We start from the raw sequence: 19,687 nt of genomic DNA on the forward strand, positions 1-19,687 counted from the left end.
TGCTCAGAGTAAAGAGATAAAAGTCTCTTCAAGGATTTAAACAGATTGGTTTTTGGAAAAGAATAATGCAGCCTCAGATTTTCTTCATATAGGAAACAGGCTTTTGGAATGGTATAGAAATAATGCAAGAGATCTGCCTTTCAGACAGACAAAAGATCCTTATAAAATCTGGATCTGTGAAATTGTATTTCAGCAGACAAGAATCAATCAGGGGCTTAATCATTATAATAATTTCATTAAAAGGTTTCCGGATGTAAAAACCTTGGCCGAAGCTGAGGAAAATGAAGTTTTGCTCTACTGGAAAGGCCTGGGGTATTATTCCAGAGCCATCAATATTCATAAAGCTGCCCAGCAAATTATGAATGATTATCATGGGGTATTTCCAAATCAGTATGATGAAATTTTAAAACTGAAAGGAATTGGAAAGTATACAGCTGCAGCCATTTCAAGTATCTGTTTTGGAGGCAAGATCCCGGCGGTAGACGGAAATTTTTACCGGGTTCTCAGCCGTTTGTTTGCAGACGATTTTGATATTTCAAACTCAAGGGCATTCACCTATTTTTCAGAACTGGCGACTCTTGTAATGCCGGATAACGTTGGAGATTTCAATCAGGCGATGATGGATATCGGTTCAGAGATCTGTAAACCCAAAAATCCATTGTGTGGAGAGTGTCCGATTAATGAAGACTGCCTTGCTTTTTCTCTTCAAAAAATAGCAAATTATCCTGTGAAAACAAAAAAAGTAAAGACTGAAGACCTTGCTTTAACCTATTATTTTGTTCACAGAAATGGAGAATTTCTAATCCGTCAGCGAAAAGATGACTTTATCTGGAAAAAATTATTTGAGTTCCCAATTTCTGTTTCTTCTGAAATGGAAACTTTTATTACAGGCTCGAAAACAGTTAACCATAAACTGACACACAAGAATTTAAGCATTGAAATATTTAAGGTTGAGGTAACTTCAGAAGAGATATGGAATCGTTTTGTTGCTGAAAATCAATACCAGATTACGGATGTTGAAGGTTCTCACGAAAAATCCTTTCCGAAGCCTTTGGAAAATTACATTCAAAACTCATTGAAAGACTGAAATTTGTCTTCCGAAATCTGAAATCTAATTTGTACTTTTGCAAAATGATTAAAAAAGTCATTTTTATTTTTGTATCACTGCTTTTAATTTCCTGTGGAAAAGATCCGGTTCCGAAACCGTACGGAGAACTGCGTCTGGAATACCCGGCACCGAAATACCAGAAGTTTGAAAACAACTGTGCTTATACTTTCGAGTATTCGGATTTTGCCAATATTACAGCAGCGAAAAAACCTTGTTGGTATTATCTGAACTATCCGAAGATGAAGGCAAAGGTTTTCGTAACCTATTATCCGATACAGAATGACTTTGCTCAACACATCAAGGAAGCCGAAAAAATGGTGTACGAACATACCATCAAAGCCAGTTCCATAGACACGAAATCCTTTGAATATCCTGAAAAAAAGGTATACGGAAATTTCTATGAACTGAAAGGACAGAGTGCTTCCAATCTTCAATTTTACATTACAGACAGTACGAAACACTTCGTAACTGCTTACTTATACTTTAATACGAGACCGAAACCGGACTCTCTGGCTCCTGCAGTAAACTATATCAAAAACGATATGAAACACATGCTGGACTCTTTTGAATGGAAAAAATAATTACTTTTAATATACATTGAAAAATATATGAAACTTTTAGTTGTAGGAAGTGTTGCATTTGATGCAATTGAAACACCATTTGGTAAAACGGACAAAATTTTAGGCGGAGCTGCTACTTATATTGGGATCACTTCATCTATTTTAGGCGTTAAATCCGGTATTGTTTCTGTAGTAGGAGGAGACTTTCCACAGGAACACCTTGATATGTTTACAAAGAGAGAAATAAATATCGAAGGAATTGAAATTGTAAAAGAAGGAAAAACATTCTTCTGGTCAGGAAAATATCATAATGATTTGAATACCAGAGATACTTTGGCTACAGAAGTAAACGTATTGGAGAATTTCGATCCTAAAATCCCTGATTCAATGCAGGATGCCGAAATTTTATTACTTGGAAATCTACACCCTGGAGTTCAGTTATCCGTATTGGAAAAAATGAACAACCGTCCTAAACTTGTTATCCTTGATACCATGAACTTCTGGATGGATTGTGCATTAGATATTCTGATGGATATGATTGCTAAAACAGATGTAATTACCATTAATGACGAAGAAGCAAGACAACTTTCTGGAGAATATTCTTTAGTGAAAGCTGCTAAAAAGATCCACACAATGGGACCTGAATATGTTATCATCAAAAAGGGAGAGCACGGAGCTTTACTTTTCCATGACAATAAAGTATTTGCAATCCCTGCACTTCCATTAGAAGATGTTTTCGATCCAACAGGAGCCGGAGATACTTTCGCAGGAGGTTTTGCTGCTTACCTTGCTAAAAAAGAAAAAATTGATTTCGAAACCATGAAATCTGCATTAATCGTAGGATCTGCTATGGCATCATTCACTGTAGAAAAATTCGGAACAGAAAGAATTCAGGAAGTAAATGAGTCAGATATGTTCAGCAGATTGAGACAATTTAAAGAATTGACGACATTTGATGTTGAACTGCAGTAAATAAGTCTTTTTAAGAAATATTTATAATAAAAAATTGAGTGAAATTCGTTAAGAATTCTAAATTTGCAACTTGTTAAAATAGTAAAATGACAAATAAACTAAAAATCACTTATCTTCTTGGGATTTTCATCATGATATTTTCATCCAATATGATGAATGCCCAGCTAAAACCGGGAGATTTAGTGGATGGTATTGCTGCTGTAATCGGAAATGAAATTGTTTTGGAATCAGATGTTACGGAGCAGATGAATTATGGGAAACAGCAGGGAGCTAATAACACAGATAAATGTGAGTTCCTTGAAAGCCTTATCAACAACAAACTTCTTGTATACGAAGCAAAAAAAGATACACTAATTGAAAACCGTTCTGCTGCAATCAAAGAGCAGGCTAATCAAAAATACCGTCAGTTGCTTTCTCAATTTCCGGATGAAAAAACATTATTAGCTGCTTATAAGTTCAGAAATTCTTATGAAATGAAAAACGCTATCGAGAAAATCGATACGGATCAATATTACGGACAGGCGAAATACCAGAGAATTACTGAGAAAGCAGATGTTACGCCTAACGAGGTTACTGACTTTTATAATATGTATAAAATGCAGTTGCCACAGGTAAAAGATGAAGTTACTTTAGCTCAGATTATGATGTATCCTACCTTAACGGAGGCTCATAAACAGGATCTTATCAACAGACTGAAAAAAATTAAGAAGGATATTCTTGGTGGAGAAACTTTTGAAAGCCAGGCAAGAATCTACTCTGAAGATGAAGGTTCCGCTTCCAATGGGGGATTATATAAAAACATCAATAAAGGACAGATGGTGAAGCCGTTTGAAGCTGCAGCATTAAACCTTCAGGAAAACGAAATTTCAGACCCTATTGAATCTGAATTCGGATACCACATCATTCAGTTACTGAAAAGATCAGGAAAAGTATATGATGCAAGACACATTCTTTTGAAAGCTACTCCTACTGATGAAGAAATGAAAACAGCAAAAGCAAAATTAGACAGCATCAGAGGTTTAATTATAGACGGAAAGATGACGTTTAAAGATGCAGCGTTCAAGTTTTCAGATGATAAAAAAACCAAGTTCAATGCAGGTGTAATTCCTGGTGGAGACGGTTCTGATAAAATTGAAAGAGAAAGTATCCCTGGAACTATCAGCTACGAATTGGCAGGTTTGAATAAAGGAGATGTTACCACTGCTTTTGAAGATGAAGATAACAGAAGAAAAGCGGTGAAAATCATTAAATTGGAAGATGTTATTCCTGCACACCAGATCACTCTTGAAACAGACTTTAGCCGAATCAAGCAGATGGCTCTTAATAAAAAGAAAAACGAAATGGTTGAGAAATTTGTCAACTCCAAGTTACCAAATACTTTCATCTCCATTGACGGACGTTACGATAGCTGTAACTTCAAATCCAACTGGAAGAAAGAATCAATCAAAAAATAAAATCAAAACCTTCAGAATTTCTGAAGGTTTTTTTGTATCCGAAAATAATTAAAGGAGGTCTTCCATTTATCAAGTAGAAGATTTGTTTTGTCATTCTGACGAAGGACGAATCTCTGTATATCTATTCAAAAATAATAGGTTGGATTTCTGAAGTGAAAAATAACAATACTCAAGATTATATGTAATCTTATCATTCCATAGGAATCTAAACAACGCATCTTACAAGCATACATAATGAATTTTAAAAGAACTTAAATGCATAAAGTCTGAAGTTTAATGTCTATAAACTATTACACAATTTTTATGATTTTTATAGTTGAACATCATAGATTATTTTCCAAATATTTCAGTCTTAAATTATTCTCGTAAAACCTTTGTTTTTAGTATTTTTACGCATGAGCAATTTTATAGATTTCAACGCAGCAAAAAAATTACATGATATGCAGGCCAGTCAAAATAGAATTTCAGAACTTTTTAATATCAAATATCCCATTATCCAGGCAGGCATGATCTGGCATTCCGGATGGAAGCTGGCATCAGCTGTTTCCAACTGTGGTGGATTAGGATTAATAGGAGCAGGAAGTATGTATCCTGATATCCTTAGAGAGAACATTCAGAAGTGCAAACAGGCCACTGATAAGCCTTTTGGGGTGAATGTTCCTATGCTGTATCCCAATATTGAAGAAATCATTCAGATTATTCTGGAAGAAGGAGTGAAAATTGTATTTACTTCAGCCGGAAATCCGAAAACATATACAGAAACCTTACAAAAAGAAGGTTTAAAAGTAGCTCACGTAGTTTCCTCTACCAAATTTGCCATAAAGTGTGAAGAAGCAGGAGTAGATGCAGTGGTTGCTGAAGGATTTGAAGCCGGAGGTCACAACGGAAGAGATGAAACCACAACCTTCTGCCTTATTCCAAATGTAAAAAAACATATTTCCAAACCATTAATTGCAGCTGGAGGAATTGCTTTAGGTTCTCAGATGAAAGCAGCAATGATTCTTGGAGCAGACGGAGTACAGATAGGTTCCCGTTTTGCCGCTACTACAGAAGCAAGTGCTCATGAAAACTGGAAAAAGAAAATCACAGAACTTCAGGAAGGTGACACTCATCTTACATTAAAAGAATTAGCTCCTGTAAGAATGGTTAAAAATAAATTCTTCAGCGAACTGGAAGATATTTACCAGGCTGGAAGAAACAAAGAGGCCCTTATTGCATCATTAGGAAGAGCAAGAGCAAAACGTGGAATGTTTGAAGGTGATATGGAAGACGGTGAACTTGAAATAGGGCAGGTTTCAGCCTTAATTGATAACATCCTTCCGGTAGAAACCGTCTTTAATCATTTGCTGAAAGAATTTGAGGAAACAAAAATGCCTTCTTTTTAAAAAATTGGGAGAGATAGACACTATTATATTTGAATTGATGGAGGAAAGAATCATTGATGTAAAAGGGAAAAAACTATACACAGAATATTATCATTCATTTGAAGGTAAGCCAACTATTGTTTTTTTGCACGATTCGCTAGGATCTGTACAACTTTGGAGAGACTTTCCTGCGAAATTATCACAATCCACACAATGCAACGTTCTTGTTTATGATCGTTTAGGATATGGAAAATCTCATCCGATGCCTACTCATGTAAGACCGGTAAATTACATGGAATTGGAAGCTGATCTCTTAAATGAGTTGTTAGTGGAACTCAATATTGAGAATGCTATTTTGTTTGGACACAGTGACGGAGGAACCATTGCTTTAATCACGGCAGCAAAATATCAGGAAAGAGTAGAAGCTGTTATTTGTGAAGCTGGACATATCTTTGTGGAAGAAGTAACTTTAAAAGGTGTTTATGATGTCTGGGAAGCTTATAAAACCACTAATCTGCCGGAACGTCTGCATAAATATCATGGTGATAAAGTCGAGACATTATTCAGAGCCTGGACAGAAACCTGGACCCGTGACGATTACAGAACCTGGAATGTAGAATATCTTTTAAAGGATATTAGCTGTCCGCTTCTGTTCATTCAGGGAGAAGCCGATGAATATGGTACTCTGGATCAACTGGAGAAAACAGTTTCTCAGGTAAGTGGCAATGCGGAAAAATATATTATTCCGGAAGTCGGGCATACACCACACAAAGAAATTCCGGACTTGGTTTTGGAAAAAGCTGTGGAGTTTATCCGTAATAATTCTTAAGCCGAAAAGACTTAACGAAATAAAAATAGGAAGCTATCTCACTTTGAGGTAGCTTTTTTAGGTATAAATGCATAATAAAACTTAATAAACCTGAGTTCTGGATAAGACATTTCTGTTTTTAGTAAGTAAGGAAGCCTGGAGCTTGGAGAGGGAAGTGAGTTGAGGTTAAAAAAAGCACTTACAACCCTGTCATTTATTATTCCTTTAAAGACTGCTTCATCAAATTTTACGGCAACGTCAGAAATTGTAGCTCCGATAGTAACTTCCAACCTCTCGCTTCCAGCTTCTAGCCTATTATCCTTAATTTTCTTATCCCGAACTCAGGTTAATAATGTATTCTGTGAGTTTTTTTCACTCTCTCTTATACTTGTTGTTACGCTTATACCTATTATATACTGTGAATTTGTACAATATGTATTTAAACAAGAATCAGAATGATTTAAAATATTTTAAGATGAAGAAGACAGTAGCCCAATTATTTTCTTAATATATAAAATTGAGTAAGATAGAGTATATGTGATTTTATGAAAAAATGAATGGCATTAATGTGCAGTCATAGTAATTATCTTGGCCTAAAATTACAATAAACATACAATAAATATCTCTATTATGGGATATAATATTTTATATTTTTGAAAATAAGGTTTTTAGTAGGTACGAAAATTAATGATGCAAATCATTAAATGTTTGTTTGAGATGAATGTGTGAAGAGATGCAATTTTGTATCTCTTTGCTTTTTAAGCTTACAATAACTGAATTTCAGCCGCAATATTTGATCTTGCCTGTGCTTCATATTTCTCTCTGAAATAATCAGTTTTAAAGATACTCTCGAATTCCAGAAAATGCTTAAGTACCTTTTTTCTGCCAGGCTTATAAAGAAGATCAGGATAAATAGAATATTCCTTTCTAATCATTCTGGTATACGCCAGATAAGTTTCAAGGTCTTTCCCTAAAATGGAAAGATCAGCATCTAAAAGATAATTGGTGTCTTCATCTTCTGATTTTTGATGATGTTTGGTGGCCAGAATTTGATCAGAAATAAGGATTATATTACTTTGACATAAACCAAGTTCAGTAAGCCTTTCCGTAGCTTTTAAAGCACTTTTCTCCTCATTGGATTTAGAGTTTGTATTATAAATAATATCATGATAGAAAACAGAAAAAGAAACCGTGGTAAAATCAGAAATATTACTTTTTACATTTTCAAACTCCGTGAACATGTTTTCAAGATGAAGAAGATTGTGATAATGTCTGTCTTTTTCAGCGTACTTAGTTTCAATCTCTTTCCATAGGCTATTGATTAAACTTACATCTTTGGTGAAAGGTAAACAAAGCTGTTCAAATTGGTCTTTTAGATTCATGATGAAAAGATATAAAAAAAGGAACTTTTAAAAAGTTCCTCTGTTTGCTTCAAGAACAGCTTTAAGCTCAGCCCAGCCTCCGCCGTTATAACCGTCCTTTAATCCTTGAGCACTTAGGTATTCCAATGCTTTTCCGCTTCTGTTTCCACTTCTGCAGAATAAGATTACCGGCTTTTCAATAGATAGGATCTCATCCTGTCTGTCTTCTACTTCACCCAGTGGAATATTTTTGGCACCATCTATATTTCCGTCCATTTCAAGCTCCATTGGCTCACGAACGTCGATCAATTCATAGTTTCCGGATTGTATTACTTCTATTAAAGACATAGTTGTTTGTTTTAAACATTAAATTATAGACGAAATTACGTAATTTTTTTTTGAAAAAATTCTTAATTAAAACATATATTTTAGAAAGAATGCTGTATTCAAATGAAACAGGAAGGGGATGACAAAACCTAAAGATTGATAAAATAATCTTAATTTTGCAGTGTGAAATTAATGAACGCTGGTGCTGAAAAATATTCCGGACTGATAAAATCCAAGGCTAAAAGCTTTGGATTCCAGAGTTGTGGCATATCTAGAGCAGACTTTTTGGAGGAAGACGCTACACCCCTTGAAAAATGGTTGAAAAACAATTTTAATGGGGAAATGAAATACATGGAAAATCATTTCGATAAAAGACTCGATCCAAGATTGTTGGTAGAAGGTTCTAAATCTGTAATTTCACTTTCTTACAATTATTTTCCTGAAGAAAAGATCCCTATTCTTGAGAATTTTAAAATATCAAAATATGCATACGCTGAAGACTACCATGAGGTCATCAAGGAAATTCTTCGTGAAATGGTTGCTGAATTGCAGGAAGAAATAGGAGAATTCGGATTCAGGGTTTTTGTAGATTCTGCACCGATAATGGAGAGAAGCTGGGCTAGAAAATCAGGAATTGGCTGGGTGGGGAAAAATGCAAACTTAATTACCAAACAGAACGGATCTTTTTATTTCCTGGCAGAAATTATCTGCGATCTTGAGCTTATGGCCGATCATGAAACAACCGACCATTGCGGAACCTGTAGAAAATGTATGGATGCCTGTCCCACAGATGCTATTGTGTCAGAAAAGATCATTGATGGAAGCAAGTGCATTTCTTATGCTACCATAGAACTGAAAAATGAAATTCCGGATCATTTCAAAAATAAAATGGAAGATTGGATGTTTGGCTGTGATATCTGCCAGGATGTATGTCCCTGGAACCGATTTTCTGCACCTAATAATCAGAGCAGATTCAAACCCAATGAGGCCCTGAAGAACTTCAAAAAAGGAGAATGGAAAGAACTTACTCAGGAAATTTTCTCCGAGATTTTCAGAAAATCACCTGTAAAGAGAACCAAATTTGCAGGTCTGAAGAGAAATATTGAATTTTTAGAGCGGTCTTCAGACTGATTTTTGCTTACCTATTTGGTGATAATTCCTACCTTGGAATTTTTTCAAGTTCCAAACAAAAGCTGATAATTGACCATTCCTTAGATTTTCAACACTAAGGAGGTTTTGATTTAACTGAATAAGTTGTCTAAAAATCCTTTCCTAAAAAGAAAAATTGATTTTCAGGAGATCAGAATCTCACCGAAAATCAACGTTTTTTTTGTATTCTTTTTGGAGCAGTTTTTACTCTTACTTTAAATCTTTTCTGTGACTTGGTATTTTTACGCATATTTGTGAATATTTCGTAATTAAATATAGCTATTTTTTCGATTAAAAAAAATACTTTTACGGAAAATTATATATTAAATTTTATTCAAAAACATGACTGTGAAAACCATTTTAATTTACACATTGAAAATTCTGGGAGTCATTCTGGGAATTGTAATTGTTTATGTTCTTCTGGGATTACTGATTCCGTTTATTCCGGTTTCAGCCAAAGATGATGGGGAGCCGAAAGATATTGCTATTTACATTTATACAAACGGTGTTCATACCGACATTGTAATGCCTGTAAAGAATGATATGAAGGATTGGAGTCTTATGATCCCTTTTGCAGATACAAAATCTAAGAAAACAGATTATAAATATATCGGAATAGGATGGGGAGATAAAGGTTTTTATCTGGATACGCCAACCTGGGCTGACCTGAAGTTCTCAACAGCTGTAAAAGCCGCTTTTTGGTTGAGTGATTCCGCCATGCATTGTACTTATTATTATGCCATGAAAGAAGGAGAAGATTGTAAAATGATTATGATCAGCAGAAGTCAGTATCAAAACTTAATTAAATTTGTAGAAGATAAATTCGATAGAGATCAGAACGGAAAATTCATGCTGATTCCTACCGATGCAGTATATGGTGATAACGATGCATTTTATGACGCCAAAGGAACCTACAGTTTCCTTTATACCTGTAATACCTGGTCAAATAATGCTTTAAAAGCTGCAGGGCAGAAAGCTGCTCTTTGGACTCCCTCAGATTTTGGGATTTTCCAGCATTATAAATAAATATAAATCTGTTTTACATAGTTGTTCTATTGCTTTATCATCAATAGAATGAAAATTCAGCAAAGCCTGTTTTGGTGTGGATGTATAATTAAAAAGAAGTAAGATGAAACATAAGCTTTTCCGTGAACAACAATTAAACTGTGATATAGAGACCGCCTGGAAATTCTTTTCCTTAGCCAACAATCTTTCAGAAATTACACCGAAGGATATGGGATTTACGGTATTGACAGAAATGGAAGATGATGAAATTTATGAAGGAATGCTCATTGATTACTATGTTTCTCCATTATTTGGGATTAAAATGAAATGGCAGACTGAAATCATCCATGTGGATTTTCAGAAAAGCTTCATCGATTACCAAAGAAAAGGTCCTTACAAATTATGGAATCATCATCATGAATTTATCCCAAATAATGAAGGTGTTTTAATGAGAGATACCATAGATTATGAGATTCCCATGGGATTCTTTGGCGAAATGGCCCATTCTTTATTCGTGAAAAATAAATTGGAATACATCTTTGATTACCGTTTCAGAGTGCTGAGCAGGTTGTTTTAAGGAAAAAAAATGTTCTGCCTGTCATTCTGACGGAGGAAGAATCTCATTGATTGTTTTTACAGATTCTTCATTCCACTCCTGAACTGCGTTTGCAGACCTTCAGTCTGTATTCAGAATGACAACAAATATTCATTCTTTGTCATGCCGCAAGAATCTCTAGATTTTTGCTCTCATAATATGCCAAAGACTCCAATTACTAAAAAAAACGTGATTTTATCGGCATTGTTTAAGTTTTTTTAACAGTTAAAAGGCAATAACTCCATCAAAATTTCTTATTTTTGCAGCACTATCGTTTTTTACTAAAAACTAAGTATTCTGATTGACATGGCAGGTCTGAGGTCACTTTTCTATTTCTATATCATAATGGTTTTTACCCTTTTCAATTCGAATTGGGCAGAAACATCATTACAGAATATTCCTCACCTTCCGCATGTAAGCAATATCCATTTGCTGGATGTTTATGAAGAAGCCGATATGAATACGCATGCATTGCCTGCAGCTTCTAAAATCGTAAAACATTCACTTCGTAAAGACGATCCTGCAGTGGGGGATTTCTCAGCAGCTTTAAAAATTGCTCCGAAAATTACTCTTCCTGATATTGCAGTTTCTGCGATTTGTGGAGTCAAATCCTTTCTCCATCTCCTCCAATTGTACTAGTTTAAGTTATTGAAATTCAGATTATTTTAACGAAAATTTTATAACTTAAACATTCAAAAATGTATTTTAAAAATGTAATAATTTGCAGTCTTGCAATATTATTCGCAGTGTCATGCAATAAAGACAAGAAACAAAACGATCAAAAAGAGAAAGAAGTTCCCGTACTGGAAATCAAGGAAAAAGATACCTTGGTAAGCAATCAGTTTGTGACCGATATTCAGGCTAAGAAAAACGTGGAGATGCGTTCCAGAATCGGTGGAATTATTCAGCATATTTATGTTAATGAAGGACAGTTTGTTCATCAGGGACAGCCATTGTTCAAAATCAATGATGCTGAGTTACAGATGGAACTTTTAAAGGCCAATGCTGCTTTGAAACAAACTCAGGCTGATGTCCGTATTGCTGAAGTAGAACTGAAGCAGATCCAGAGCCTTCATGCTAAAAAATTTGTAGCCAATAATGAGCTGGAGCTGGTAAAAGCTAAACTTTCATCCGCTCAGGCTAAGCATGCTTTTGCAGATGCTGAAAGAAGAGCCGTACTTCAGAAAATCAGTTTCACAAAGATTACAGCCCCTTTTGATGGAGTAATAGACGTTATTCCTCTTAAAGACGGAAGTTTGGTGGAAAATGGAACTTTATTAACAACCTTATCACAGCTTAACGAGGTTTACGCCTACTTTTCAATCCCGGAAAACCTTTATTTTGAACTTTTAGCCAATGATAAGATAGGAAGTCATCAGAAAATTGAATTAACGCTGCCAAACGGCGTGAATTATCAGTTTAACGGAGCTTTAAAAACCGCTGAAGGAGAAATCGACAGAACTACGGGATCTATCCGATATAAAGTTCTTTTCCCGAATCCTGACCGTCTGATTAAACACGGTACATCAGGTAAACTTATCATTTCCGAAAATCAGGATAATGCCATTCTTATTCCGCAAAAATCTACATTCTCCATTCAGGATAAAACCTATGTTTTTGTAGTGGATAAGCAGAATAAAGTGAAAATGACAAACATCAAGATCGGAGCCACTCTGAGAGATTCCTATATGGTGGAAAGCGGTCTTAAAAAAGGAGATTTAATCATTTATGAAGGTACTCAGTCCTTAAAGGATGGTGATATTATTAAAATTAAAAAGAAGTATTAATCTTTCATAATCTTTAAATCAACTTATTATGGTAGAGATGTTTATAAGACGAAAGGTTCTTTCGTTGGTTATTTCCATATTGTTTGTATTGCTGGGAATTATGGCGTTATTAAAGATGCCGATTACCCAGTTCCCGGATATTGTACCCCCTTCAGTAACAGTAACAGCAAAATATACCGGAGCCAATGCTGAAGTATCGGCCAATGCGGTTGCTCTCCCACTGGAGCGAGCCATTAATGGAGTTCCGGGAATGACGTATATGTCAACGGTAACTTCCAATGACGGGCTTACCCTGATTCAGGTTTTCTTTGAAGTGGGAACAGATCCGGATGTAGCGGCAGTAAACGTTCAGAACAGGGTAACAACTATCCTTGATGAACTTCCCGAAGAAGTAATTCGTGCCGGAGTAACTACTGAAAAGGAGGTGAACAGTATGCTGATGTACCTCAACATTACGAGTACAGATCCAAGTCAGGATGAGCAGTTCATTTATAATTTTACAGATATTAACGTTCTTCAGGAACTGAAACGTATTGATGGAGTAGGCCGTGCTGAAATCATGGGGCAGAAAGAATATTCTATGAGGATATGGCTTGATCCACAGAAGATGGCAGCCTATAATATTTCTGCAGATGAAGTCATTACTTCACTGCAAAAACAAAATATTTCGGCAGCACCCGGAAAAGTGGGAGAAACGTCCGGGAAAACTTCCAGTCAGCTTCAGTATGTAATCAAATATAAAGGGAAATTCTTTGAACCTAAGCAATATGAAGAAGTTCCGATCCGATCCGATGTAGACGGAACAATCCTGAAGCTTAAAGATATAGCTAAAGTGGAATTCGGGGCGATGAACTATGGAATGGTTTCCAAAACAGATGGAAGACCTTCTGCATCCATTATGATGAAGCAGCGTCCTGGATCCAATGCCTCTGAAGTAATTGAAAGTGTAAAAGCTAAAATGGAAGAATTAAAAGGGACTTCATTTCCACCCGGAATGGAATATAATATGGCCTACGATGTTTCCAGATTCCTTGATGCTTCCATCAGTGCAGTATTAACAACCCTTATCGAAGCCTTTATTCTGGTAGGAATTGTAGTGTTTATCTTCCTTCAGGACTGGCGTTCTACATTGATCCCTGTATTAGCCGTTCCCGTGGCATTGGTAGGAACCTTTGCCTTTATGAATATGCTGGATTTCTCAGTAAACCTATTGACATTATTTGCTTTGGTATTGGCTATCGGAATTGTGGTGGATAACGCCATTGTCGTCGTTGAAGCCGTCCACGTAAAAATGGAAGAAGGTATGAACGCAATGGATGCTACAATCAGTGCTACAAAGGAAATTGCAGGAGCAGTAGTAGCGATTACCATCGTAATGTCTGCTGTATTTATTCCGGTGGCATTTCTGGATGGTCCGGTAGGAGTATTTTACCGTCAGTTTTCATTAACGCTGGCGATCAGTATTGTTATTTCAGGGGTGAATGCATTGACACTTACTCCGGCATTGTGTGCCATTATTTTAAAACCACACAATCACAATAAAAAGAAAACGATTATTGACAGAGCTTTCCAAAGTTTCAATACCGGTTTTGAAAGACTGACGAATGGCTATGTTGGAATTCTATCAAAATTTGCCACAAGAACTACAGTTACTTTTGGGTTGCTATTCCTGTTCATTGGGTTAACGTTTGTAACCAGTAAGTTCCTTCCAACCGGATTTATTCCAATGGAAGACCAGGGAATGGTATATGTAAGTGTAACCACACCGCAGGGAGCAACTGTAGAAAGAACGGAAAAGGTACTGGATGAAGTAACGGTTATTGCCAAGAAAATAAAAGGTGTAGAAAACGTAACCACTCTTGCCGGATACAGTATTGTAACAGAAATTGCCGGTTCATCCTATGGAATGGCCATGATTAACCTTAAAGACTGGAAAGAAAGATCCATTTCTGTTAATGAATTGATTACCGAGCTTTCAGAGAAAACTAAAGGAATTGCTGATGCTCAGATTGAGATCTTTGCTCCGCCAACTGTTCCTGGATTCGGAAATACGAGTGGCTTTGAATTGCGTTTGCTGGATAGAACAGGAGGAACTATTGAAAATACGGATAAGATCACCAAAGATTTTGTCAAAAAACTGAATGAAGCTCCTGAACTGCGGAACAACTTTACCAGCTTTGATGCTACTTTCCCGCAATACATGATTAATGTAGATTATGATATGGCTGCGAAGAAAGGAATATCCGTAGATAATGCAATGTCCACATTGCAAACCATGCTGGGATCTTATTATGCCACCAACTTTATCCGCTTTAGTCAGATGTATAAAGTAATGGTTCAGGCAAGTCCGGAACATAGAGATACTCCTGAAAGTATCCTTAATTTATACCTGAAAAACGATAAAGGGGAAATGGTTCCTTTTTCAACATTTATCACCATTGAAAAAGTATATGGACCAGAAGTGTTAACGAGGTACAATATGTATATGTCAGCTATGATTAATGGTGAGCCTGCAGATGGCTATAGCTCGGGGGATGCTATTGCTGCGGTAGAGCGTGTTGCTAAAGAAACGCTTCCAAGAGGTTTCGACATTGAATGGTCCGGGATGACAAGAGAAGAAATCTTATCAGGAAATCAAACCGTATATATTTTCCTGATCTGTCTGTTGTTTGTATACCTTTTATTAGCTGCCCAATATGAGAGTTTCCTTCTTCCGATGCCTGTATTATTAAGCCTTCCAACCGGAATCTTTGGTTCTTATATCGCATTGGTATTGGCCGGATTGGATAATAATATTTACGCACAGGTTGCTCTGGTCATGCTGATCGGTCTTTTAGCGAAAAATGCGATTCTGATCGTAGAATTTGCTGTAGCCAGAAATAAACAGGGATATGATATTATTCCTGCGGCCATTGAGGGAGCAAGACAGCGTCTGAGACCTATCCTGATGACTTCCTTTGCCTTTGTGGCTGGGCTTATTCCATTGTGTATTGCTTCTGGAGCCGGAGCAATCGGTAACCGTTCCATTGGTACGGCGGCGGCAGGAGGTATGTTGATAGGAACTATCTTCGGATTGGTGGTTATTCCTGGACTGTATATATTCTTTGCAAAACTTGAAAATAAGAAGAAAGATGAAAAGATTAAATCATAAACATATATTGTACGGCATAGCTGCCCTAAGCTTGGTATCATGTGCTGTTCCAAAGGTTGCTGATATCAAAAAAGCGCAGACACTTCCGGAAATACCTGCTAAAACAGCAGGTTCAGAAGAATTTCAGCAACTTGATCTGAAAGCTTATTTTACTGATGCTCATTTATTGGAGCTTTTTAATAAAGTAGTCCAGGCCAATCCGGATTTTCAGATTGCACAGCAAAGAGTGGAAATTGCCAACAGTTTCCTGCAAAGATCAAAGATGGATCTTTTGCCTTCTCTTGAAGTAGGAGCAGAAGCTACCGGAAATCGTTATGGAAAATATACGATGGAGGGAGTGGGAAATTATGATACCAATCTTTCCCCCAATATCACGGAAGAGCAGAAAATTAACCGTGATTTCACTCCTAATTACTGGTTAGGAGCAAGAAGCAGCTGGGAAATTGATGCATGGGGGAAGTTGAAAAATAAGAAAATTGCCGCCCAAAAGAAGTATCAGGCTTCTACAGAAGGATTGCGATTACTTCAGGTAGAGCTTTTCACCGATATTGCTAACCTGTATTATCAGTTGGTAGCTTTGGATAACCGTTTGGCGATTTATCAGAAAAACTATAACCTTCAGCAGAGAGCTTTTGAAATTGTTCTGGCACAGCGTGAAGTAGGTAAAGCCACAGAGCTTGCCGTACAGCAGTTCAAAGCACAAAATAACAACTGGCTGGCAGAAATAGAACATATCAAAGTAGAGATTGTAACCGTTGAACAGGCTATTACTACTTTAACAGGAAGCTATGGCGGAGATGTGAAGCGTGGTAAAATCTTAATGCCTACCAATATGGATGTTTTAAGTAAAACCATTAATGTAGAAGCTGTTATACACTCAAGACCGGATGTGGCAGCCAATTATTATGTGTTGGAGGCTTCGCAGGCAGATGCAAAGGCTGCAAGAGCAGCTTTTTATCCGAAAATCGATCTTGGAGCCGGAATTGGGATCAATTCTTTCTCTGTAGAAACATTTTTCAAACCAAGTTCATTAGCAGGCCAGCTGTTGGGTGGGTTAATGGTTCCTGTTTTTAATAAAGGTCAGCTGAAATATGAGTTTAAAGTAGCCAGCAAAGAACAGGAGATTGCTTTTTTAAATTATCAGAAAAGTATCACCACAGCATTCAATGAACTTCAGTCTATTTTGAAACAGACCAGGATTTATGAAAGGGTTTTAAAATTAAAATCAGAAGAAGTAGGTTTTCTGGACCGTGGAGTTGAGGTTTCCAATGATCTTTACCTAACAGGATACGCCAATTATTTTGAACTAATTAACTCACAGAAAAGTAAATTGACCGCAGAGCTTGATTTGTTACAGTTCCAGCATCAGAATACGAGAAACAATGTTCTGTTGTTTAAAGCTTTAGGTGGAAAATTGAATTAAAAATAATCAATTACTTTTTCGGTTTTGTAAACCGACCATTTTTATTTTTTACGATGAATAAAGAGGCTGTCTCAGTATGAGGCAGCTTCTTTTGATTTTTAAAGAGATTATAATTTTTTTGTTAAATAATTCCCCGTTAGTAGAATATTATCATATTTAGAACTCAATTAAAACTATTTAACCCGAGTTCGGGATAATAAAATTAAGGATAATAAGCTGGAAGCTGGAAGCGAGAGGCTGGAAGTTACTATCGGAGCTACAATTTCTGACGTTGCCGTAAAATTGATGAAGCAGTCTTTAAAGGAATAATAAATGACAGGGTTATAAGTGTTTTTTTTAATCTCAACTCACTTCCTTCTCCCGGCTTACTTACTGAAAACAGAAATGTCTTATCCAGAACTCAGGTTATTTAACTATGAAAAATTTGAAAAAGTCTTAAAGGCTGCACAAGGTGTGGAATTATGGATTATTCGAAATTCGGACCTAAAACACAATTAAAAAGGTACAGTATAATCACTGAGATCCTGAGTTAACAGATGGTTGCCCATGTGTTTGCATTAGAATCTGATTTTCGTAAAAAGGTCTCCGCTTTGAGACAATGCTTTAATAAAAAAGAGACTGTCATTAAGACGGTCTCTTTTTGTATCGTTTAAAAACATATCTGCAATATATTACAGAATGTGTTTATCTTATTTAACAATCTGGATTTCAACTGCAGAAAATCCTTTTGGAGATTTTTCCTTTTCAAAAGAAACTTTGTTTCCTTTTTTTACCGGTTCTATACAGTTATTATTGTGGAAGAAGATATTTTCTTTGGAGTTATCTTCAGTAATGAAACCATATCCTTTTTCACTAAGGAAAGTAACAATTCCTGTTTTTCTTGGATCTTCTTCAATAATAGGAGCTGCTCCCAATTGAATATCATCAAGATTTACTTCCTGTCTTTGTTCAGGTGGAGTAGAAGTTAACCTTCCGAATTCATCTACATACATGAAGACATCCTCCGCTCCTTTGTTGTTGTTCGTTTTACGTTCTTCGCGTCTTAGCGCTTTTTCTTTTTGCTTTTGAATTTTTTTCTTGAAATTTTCCTTTTTAGAAAAAGAATCTGCCATAAATTATTTTTAGTATTTAGTTTCTATAAATTGTATTGTTCACTCTGGTCTGCCTTAGACCTTAAAGTCCGTCGATGTTTCCTGTTGTGGGGTTTCCTAATCATACAGAGCTTTAAAATTCCGACAAGTATTGTTCTGGGTAGAAAAATAAAAGTTTAAAATATGGCTGCTCAAAAAGCAAAGACAGAATACGTATATTCTAAGTCATTACAGAAAACAAAGTAGAGACTTTGGTTAATAATATGCAAATATACAATAATAAAATGAATAAAACTGTTTTTAAATGATTGATTATCAGAAATGGTTTTTATGAAAAGTTAACCGGATGTTCTTATTTACATAGGAATAAAGCAGCAATGGATGTTTTTCACAAAAAATCCTCAGATAAGCTGAGGATTTAAAAAAAATATATTAAGAATGAAATGGTGTGTGTTAATACGGGTGGGAGAGCATCAAATGCTGTGCCTAAAATTCACTTAAGCTGGAAAAGTTAAGCGTCTGTTTAATATTAGAAACCGAATTCAAACTCTATCTATCTGGTAGATAATAGGATATTGAGAGAAATATGTTTATATAAATTTTTTGATATTTTACAGAAGTTCTTATGCTTAAAATGGGATCTGTTTGAAATTCCCGAAAAATTCACCATGTTGAGATAGCTTTTATTATTCATCTTTGCTTCATCAACAATTAAAAATTAAAAAAATGTCAACACAAAATGTCAATGGAAAAGTTGTTTTAATAGCCGGGGGAGGTAAAAATCTTGGTGGATTATTGAGTAAAGGTTTTGCAGCAAAAGGAGCGAAACTGGCTATACACTACAATAGTGAAAGCTCCAGAGCAGAAAGTGAAAAAACGCTGGCAGAAGTTCAGGCACTGGGGGCTGAAGCATTTCTGTTTCAGGGAGACCTTACCAAAGTAGATAATATTGCTAAATTTTTTGATGAAACCATTTCCCGTTTTGGCGGTGTGGATATTGCGATCAACACAGTAGGAATGGTACTTAAAAAGCCATTCTCAGAAACTACGGAAGCAGAGTATGATACTATGTTCAATGTTAATTCAAAATCAGCGTATTTCTTTTTACAGGAAGCTGGTAAAAAAATAAATGACCACGGTAAGATTTGTACGATTGTAACTTCATTACTGGCTGCATATACAGGGCTTTATTCCACATATGCAGGAGCAAAAGCACCGGTAGAGCATTTTACAAGAGCAGCATCTAAGGAATTTGGAGCCAGAGGAATTTCTGTAACAGCTGTAGCGCCAGGTCCTATGGATACTCCGTTCTTCTATGGTCAGGAAACAGATGATGCAGTAGCTTATCACAAATCAGCATCTGCATTGGGTGGACTTACCGATATTAAAGACATTGCTCCACTAGTAGAGTTCCTGGTAACTGACGGTTGGTGGATCACAGGGCAGACAATCTTTGCCAATGGTGGTTACACAACAAGATAACTAGAACAACCCATTTAAATAAAAAGCTCACTGAAAATTATTTTCAGTGA

At 36.0% G+C, this 19,687-nt stretch carries 18 protein-coding genes; 14 read left to right on the forward strand and 4 right to left on the reverse strand.

Annotation, left to right across the window (positions count from 1 at the left end; genetic code table 11):
- Positions 1-52 precede the first annotated feature (52 nt).
- The 6 genes from mutY to J2772_RS04455 all read left to right on the forward strand — a co-directional run bounded on the left by mutY (position 53) and on the right by J2772_RS04455 (position 6,287).
- Positions 53-1,087 (forward strand): A/G-specific adenine glycosylase, encoded by a 1,035-nt coding sequence (gene mutY, locus J2772_RS04430; protein WP_209913698.1) that lies wholly within the window; start codon positions 53-55, stop codon positions 1,085-1,087.
- A gap of 44 nt (positions 1,088-1,131) precedes the next feature.
- Positions 1,132-1,689: a gliding motility lipoprotein GldD gene (gene gldD / locus J2772_RS04435; protein ID WP_209913700.1), complete on the forward strand. Its 558-nt coding sequence runs from the start codon at positions 1,132-1,134 to the stop codon at positions 1,687-1,689.
- 27 nt (positions 1,690-1,716) lie between these two features.
- Positions 1,717-2,640, forward strand: coding sequence for a PfkB family carbohydrate kinase (locus tag J2772_RS04440; protein WP_209913702.1), 924 nt, complete (start codon positions 1,717-1,719; stop codon positions 2,638-2,640).
- An 86-nt stretch (positions 2,641-2,726) separates the two neighbouring features.
- On the forward strand, positions 2,727-4,094 hold the full coding sequence (locus J2772_RS04445; RefSeq protein WP_209913704.1) for a peptidylprolyl isomerase: 1,368 nt from the start codon (positions 2,727-2,729) through the stop codon (positions 4,092-4,094).
- A 395-nt stretch (positions 4,095-4,489) separates the two neighbouring features.
- Positions 4,490-5,479 (forward strand): NAD(P)H-dependent flavin oxidoreductase, encoded by a 990-nt coding sequence (locus J2772_RS04450; RefSeq protein WP_245365124.1) that lies wholly within the window; start codon positions 4,490-4,492, stop codon positions 5,477-5,479.
- A gap of 4 nt (positions 5,480-5,483) precedes the next feature.
- Positions 5,484-6,287, forward strand: a complete 804-nt coding sequence (locus J2772_RS04455; RefSeq protein WP_245365126.1) for an alpha/beta fold hydrolase — start codon at positions 5,484-5,486, stop codon at positions 6,285-6,287.
- A gap of 38 nt (positions 6,288-6,325) precedes the next feature.
- Here J2772_RS04455 and J2772_RS04460 read toward each other — a convergent pair whose 3' ends face one another.
- From J2772_RS04460 to J2772_RS04470, 3 genes are all read right to left on the reverse strand, one after another.
- Positions 6,326-6,556, reverse strand: coding sequence for a hypothetical protein (locus tag J2772_RS04460; protein ID WP_209913706.1), 231 nt, complete (start codon positions 6,554-6,556; stop codon positions 6,326-6,328).
- Between the two features lie 474 nt (positions 6,557-7,030).
- Positions 7,031-7,648 (reverse strand): hypothetical protein, encoded by a 618-nt coding sequence (locus tag J2772_RS04465; RefSeq protein WP_209913707.1) that lies wholly within the window; start codon positions 7,646-7,648, stop codon positions 7,031-7,033.
- 27 nt (positions 7,649-7,675) lie between these two features.
- A complete protein-coding gene (locus J2772_RS04470; protein ID WP_123859517.1) occupies positions 7,676-7,975 on the reverse strand; it encodes a rhodanese-like domain-containing protein in 300 nt (99 codons plus the stop codon).
- A 171-nt stretch (positions 7,976-8,146) separates the two neighbouring features.
- Here J2772_RS04470 and queG point away from each other — a divergent pair, with 171 nt between their 5' ends.
- The 7 genes from queG (at position 8,147) to J2772_RS04505 (ending at position 17,064) form a co-directional block, all read left to right on the forward strand.
- Entirely contained in the window at positions 8,147-9,085 is a 939-nt protein-coding gene (gene queG / locus J2772_RS04475) for a tRNA epoxyqueuosine(34) reductase QueG (protein ID WP_209915027.1), read from the forward strand.
- A gap of 360 nt (positions 9,086-9,445) precedes the next feature.
- A complete protein-coding gene (locus J2772_RS04480; RefSeq protein WP_209913709.1) occupies positions 9,446-10,129 on the forward strand; it encodes a TIGR02117 family protein in 684 nt (227 codons plus the stop codon).
- A gap of 103 nt (positions 10,130-10,232) precedes the next feature.
- Positions 10,233-10,685: an SRPBCC family protein gene (locus J2772_RS04485; protein WP_209913712.1), complete on the forward strand. Its 453-nt coding sequence runs from the start codon at positions 10,233-10,235 to the stop codon at positions 10,683-10,685.
- 324 nt (positions 10,686-11,009) lie between these two features.
- Positions 11,010-11,342, forward strand: a complete 333-nt coding sequence (locus tag J2772_RS04490; RefSeq protein WP_209913713.1) for a hypothetical protein — start codon at positions 11,010-11,012, stop codon at positions 11,340-11,342.
- A gap of 59 nt (positions 11,343-11,401) precedes the next feature.
- Positions 11,402-12,490 (forward strand): efflux RND transporter periplasmic adaptor subunit, encoded by a 1,089-nt coding sequence (locus tag J2772_RS04495; RefSeq protein ID WP_209913714.1) that lies wholly within the window; start codon positions 11,402-11,404, stop codon positions 12,488-12,490.
- A 28-nt stretch (positions 12,491-12,518) separates the two neighbouring features.
- A complete protein-coding gene (locus tag J2772_RS04500) occupies positions 12,519-15,641 on the forward strand; it encodes an efflux RND transporter permease subunit (RefSeq protein ID WP_209913716.1) in 3,123 nt (1,040 codons plus the stop codon).
- Positions 15,622-17,064 carry an efflux transporter outer membrane subunit gene (locus J2772_RS04505; RefSeq protein ID WP_209913718.1) on the forward strand — a complete coding sequence of 481 codons (1,443 nt, stop codon included), beginning with the start codon at positions 15,622-15,624 and terminating at the stop codon, positions 17,062-17,064. Before J2772_RS04500 ends, J2772_RS04505 begins: the two co-directional genes overlap by 20 nt.
- 689 nt (positions 17,065-17,753) lie before the next feature.
- Here the strand turns inward: J2772_RS04505 and J2772_RS04510 are convergent.
- Complete coding sequence (locus tag J2772_RS04510; protein ID WP_045494312.1) at positions 17,754-18,176, reverse strand: cold shock domain-containing protein; 423 nt, start codon at positions 18,174-18,176, stop codon at positions 17,754-17,756.
- A 705-nt stretch (positions 18,177-18,881) separates the two neighbouring features.
- Between J2772_RS04510 and J2772_RS04515 the strand changes: the two genes are divergently transcribed.
- Positions 18,882-19,637, forward strand: coding sequence for an SDR family oxidoreductase (locus J2772_RS04515; RefSeq protein ID WP_209913721.1), 756 nt, complete (start codon positions 18,882-18,884; stop codon positions 19,635-19,637).
- Positions 19,638-19,687 lie beyond the last annotated feature (50 nt).

This window comes from Chryseobacterium jejuense, from assembly GCF_017877355.1.
Lineage (GTDB): Bacteria > Bacteroidota > Bacteroidia > Flavobacteriales > Weeksellaceae > Chryseobacterium > Chryseobacterium jejuense_A.

Bases quoted from the DNA above. Each gene is read 5' to 3' on its own strand.
- gldD (WP_209913700.1), top strand. From the start codon at position 1,132: ATGATTAAAAAAGTCATTTTTATTTTTGTATCACTGCTTTTAATTTCC.
- J2772_RS04440 (WP_209913702.1), top strand. From the start codon at position 1,717: ATGAAACTTTTAGTTGTAGGAAGTGTTGCATTTGATGCAATTGAAACA.
- J2772_RS04445 (WP_209913704.1), top strand. From the start codon at position 2,727: ATGACAAATAAACTAAAAATCACTTATCTTCTTGGGATTTTCATCATG.
- J2772_RS04450 (WP_245365124.1), top strand. From the start codon at position 4,490: ATGAGCAATTTTATAGATTTCAACGCAGCAAAAAAATTACATGATATG.
- J2772_RS04465 (WP_209913707.1), bottom strand. From the start codon at position 7,648: ATGAATCTAAAAGACCAATTTGAACAGCTTTGTTTACCTTTCACCAAA.
- J2772_RS04470 (WP_123859517.1), bottom strand. From the start codon at position 7,975: ATGTCTTTAATAGAAGTAATACAATCCGGAAACTATGAATTGATCGAC.
- queG (WP_209915027.1), top strand. From the start codon at position 8,147: ATGAACGCTGGTGCTGAAAAATATTCCGGACTGATAAAATCCAAGGCT.
- J2772_RS04480 (WP_209913709.1), top strand. From the start codon at position 9,446: ATGACTGTGAAAACCATTTTAATTTACACATTGAAAATTCTGGGAGTC.
- J2772_RS04485 (WP_209913712.1), top strand. From the start codon at position 10,233: ATGAAACATAAGCTTTTCCGTGAACAACAATTAAACTGTGATATAGAG.
- J2772_RS04490 (WP_209913713.1), top strand. From the start codon at position 11,010: ATGGCAGGTCTGAGGTCACTTTTCTATTTCTATATCATAATGGTTTTT.
- J2772_RS04495 (WP_209913714.1), top strand. From the start codon at position 11,402: ATGTATTTTAAAAATGTAATAATTTGCAGTCTTGCAATATTATTCGCA.
- J2772_RS04500 (WP_209913716.1), top strand. From the start codon at position 12,519: ATGGTAGAGATGTTTATAAGACGAAAGGTTCTTTCGTTGGTTATTTCC.
- J2772_RS04505 (WP_209913718.1), top strand. From the start codon at position 15,622: ATGAAAAGATTAAATCATAAACATATATTGTACGGCATAGCTGCCCTA.
- J2772_RS04510 (WP_045494312.1), bottom strand. From the start codon at position 18,176: ATGGCAGATTCTTTTTCTAAAAAGGAAAATTTCAAGAAAAAAATTCAA.
- J2772_RS04515 (WP_209913721.1), top strand. From the start codon at position 18,882: ATGTCAACACAAAATGTCAATGGAAAAGTTGTTTTAATAGCCGGGGGA.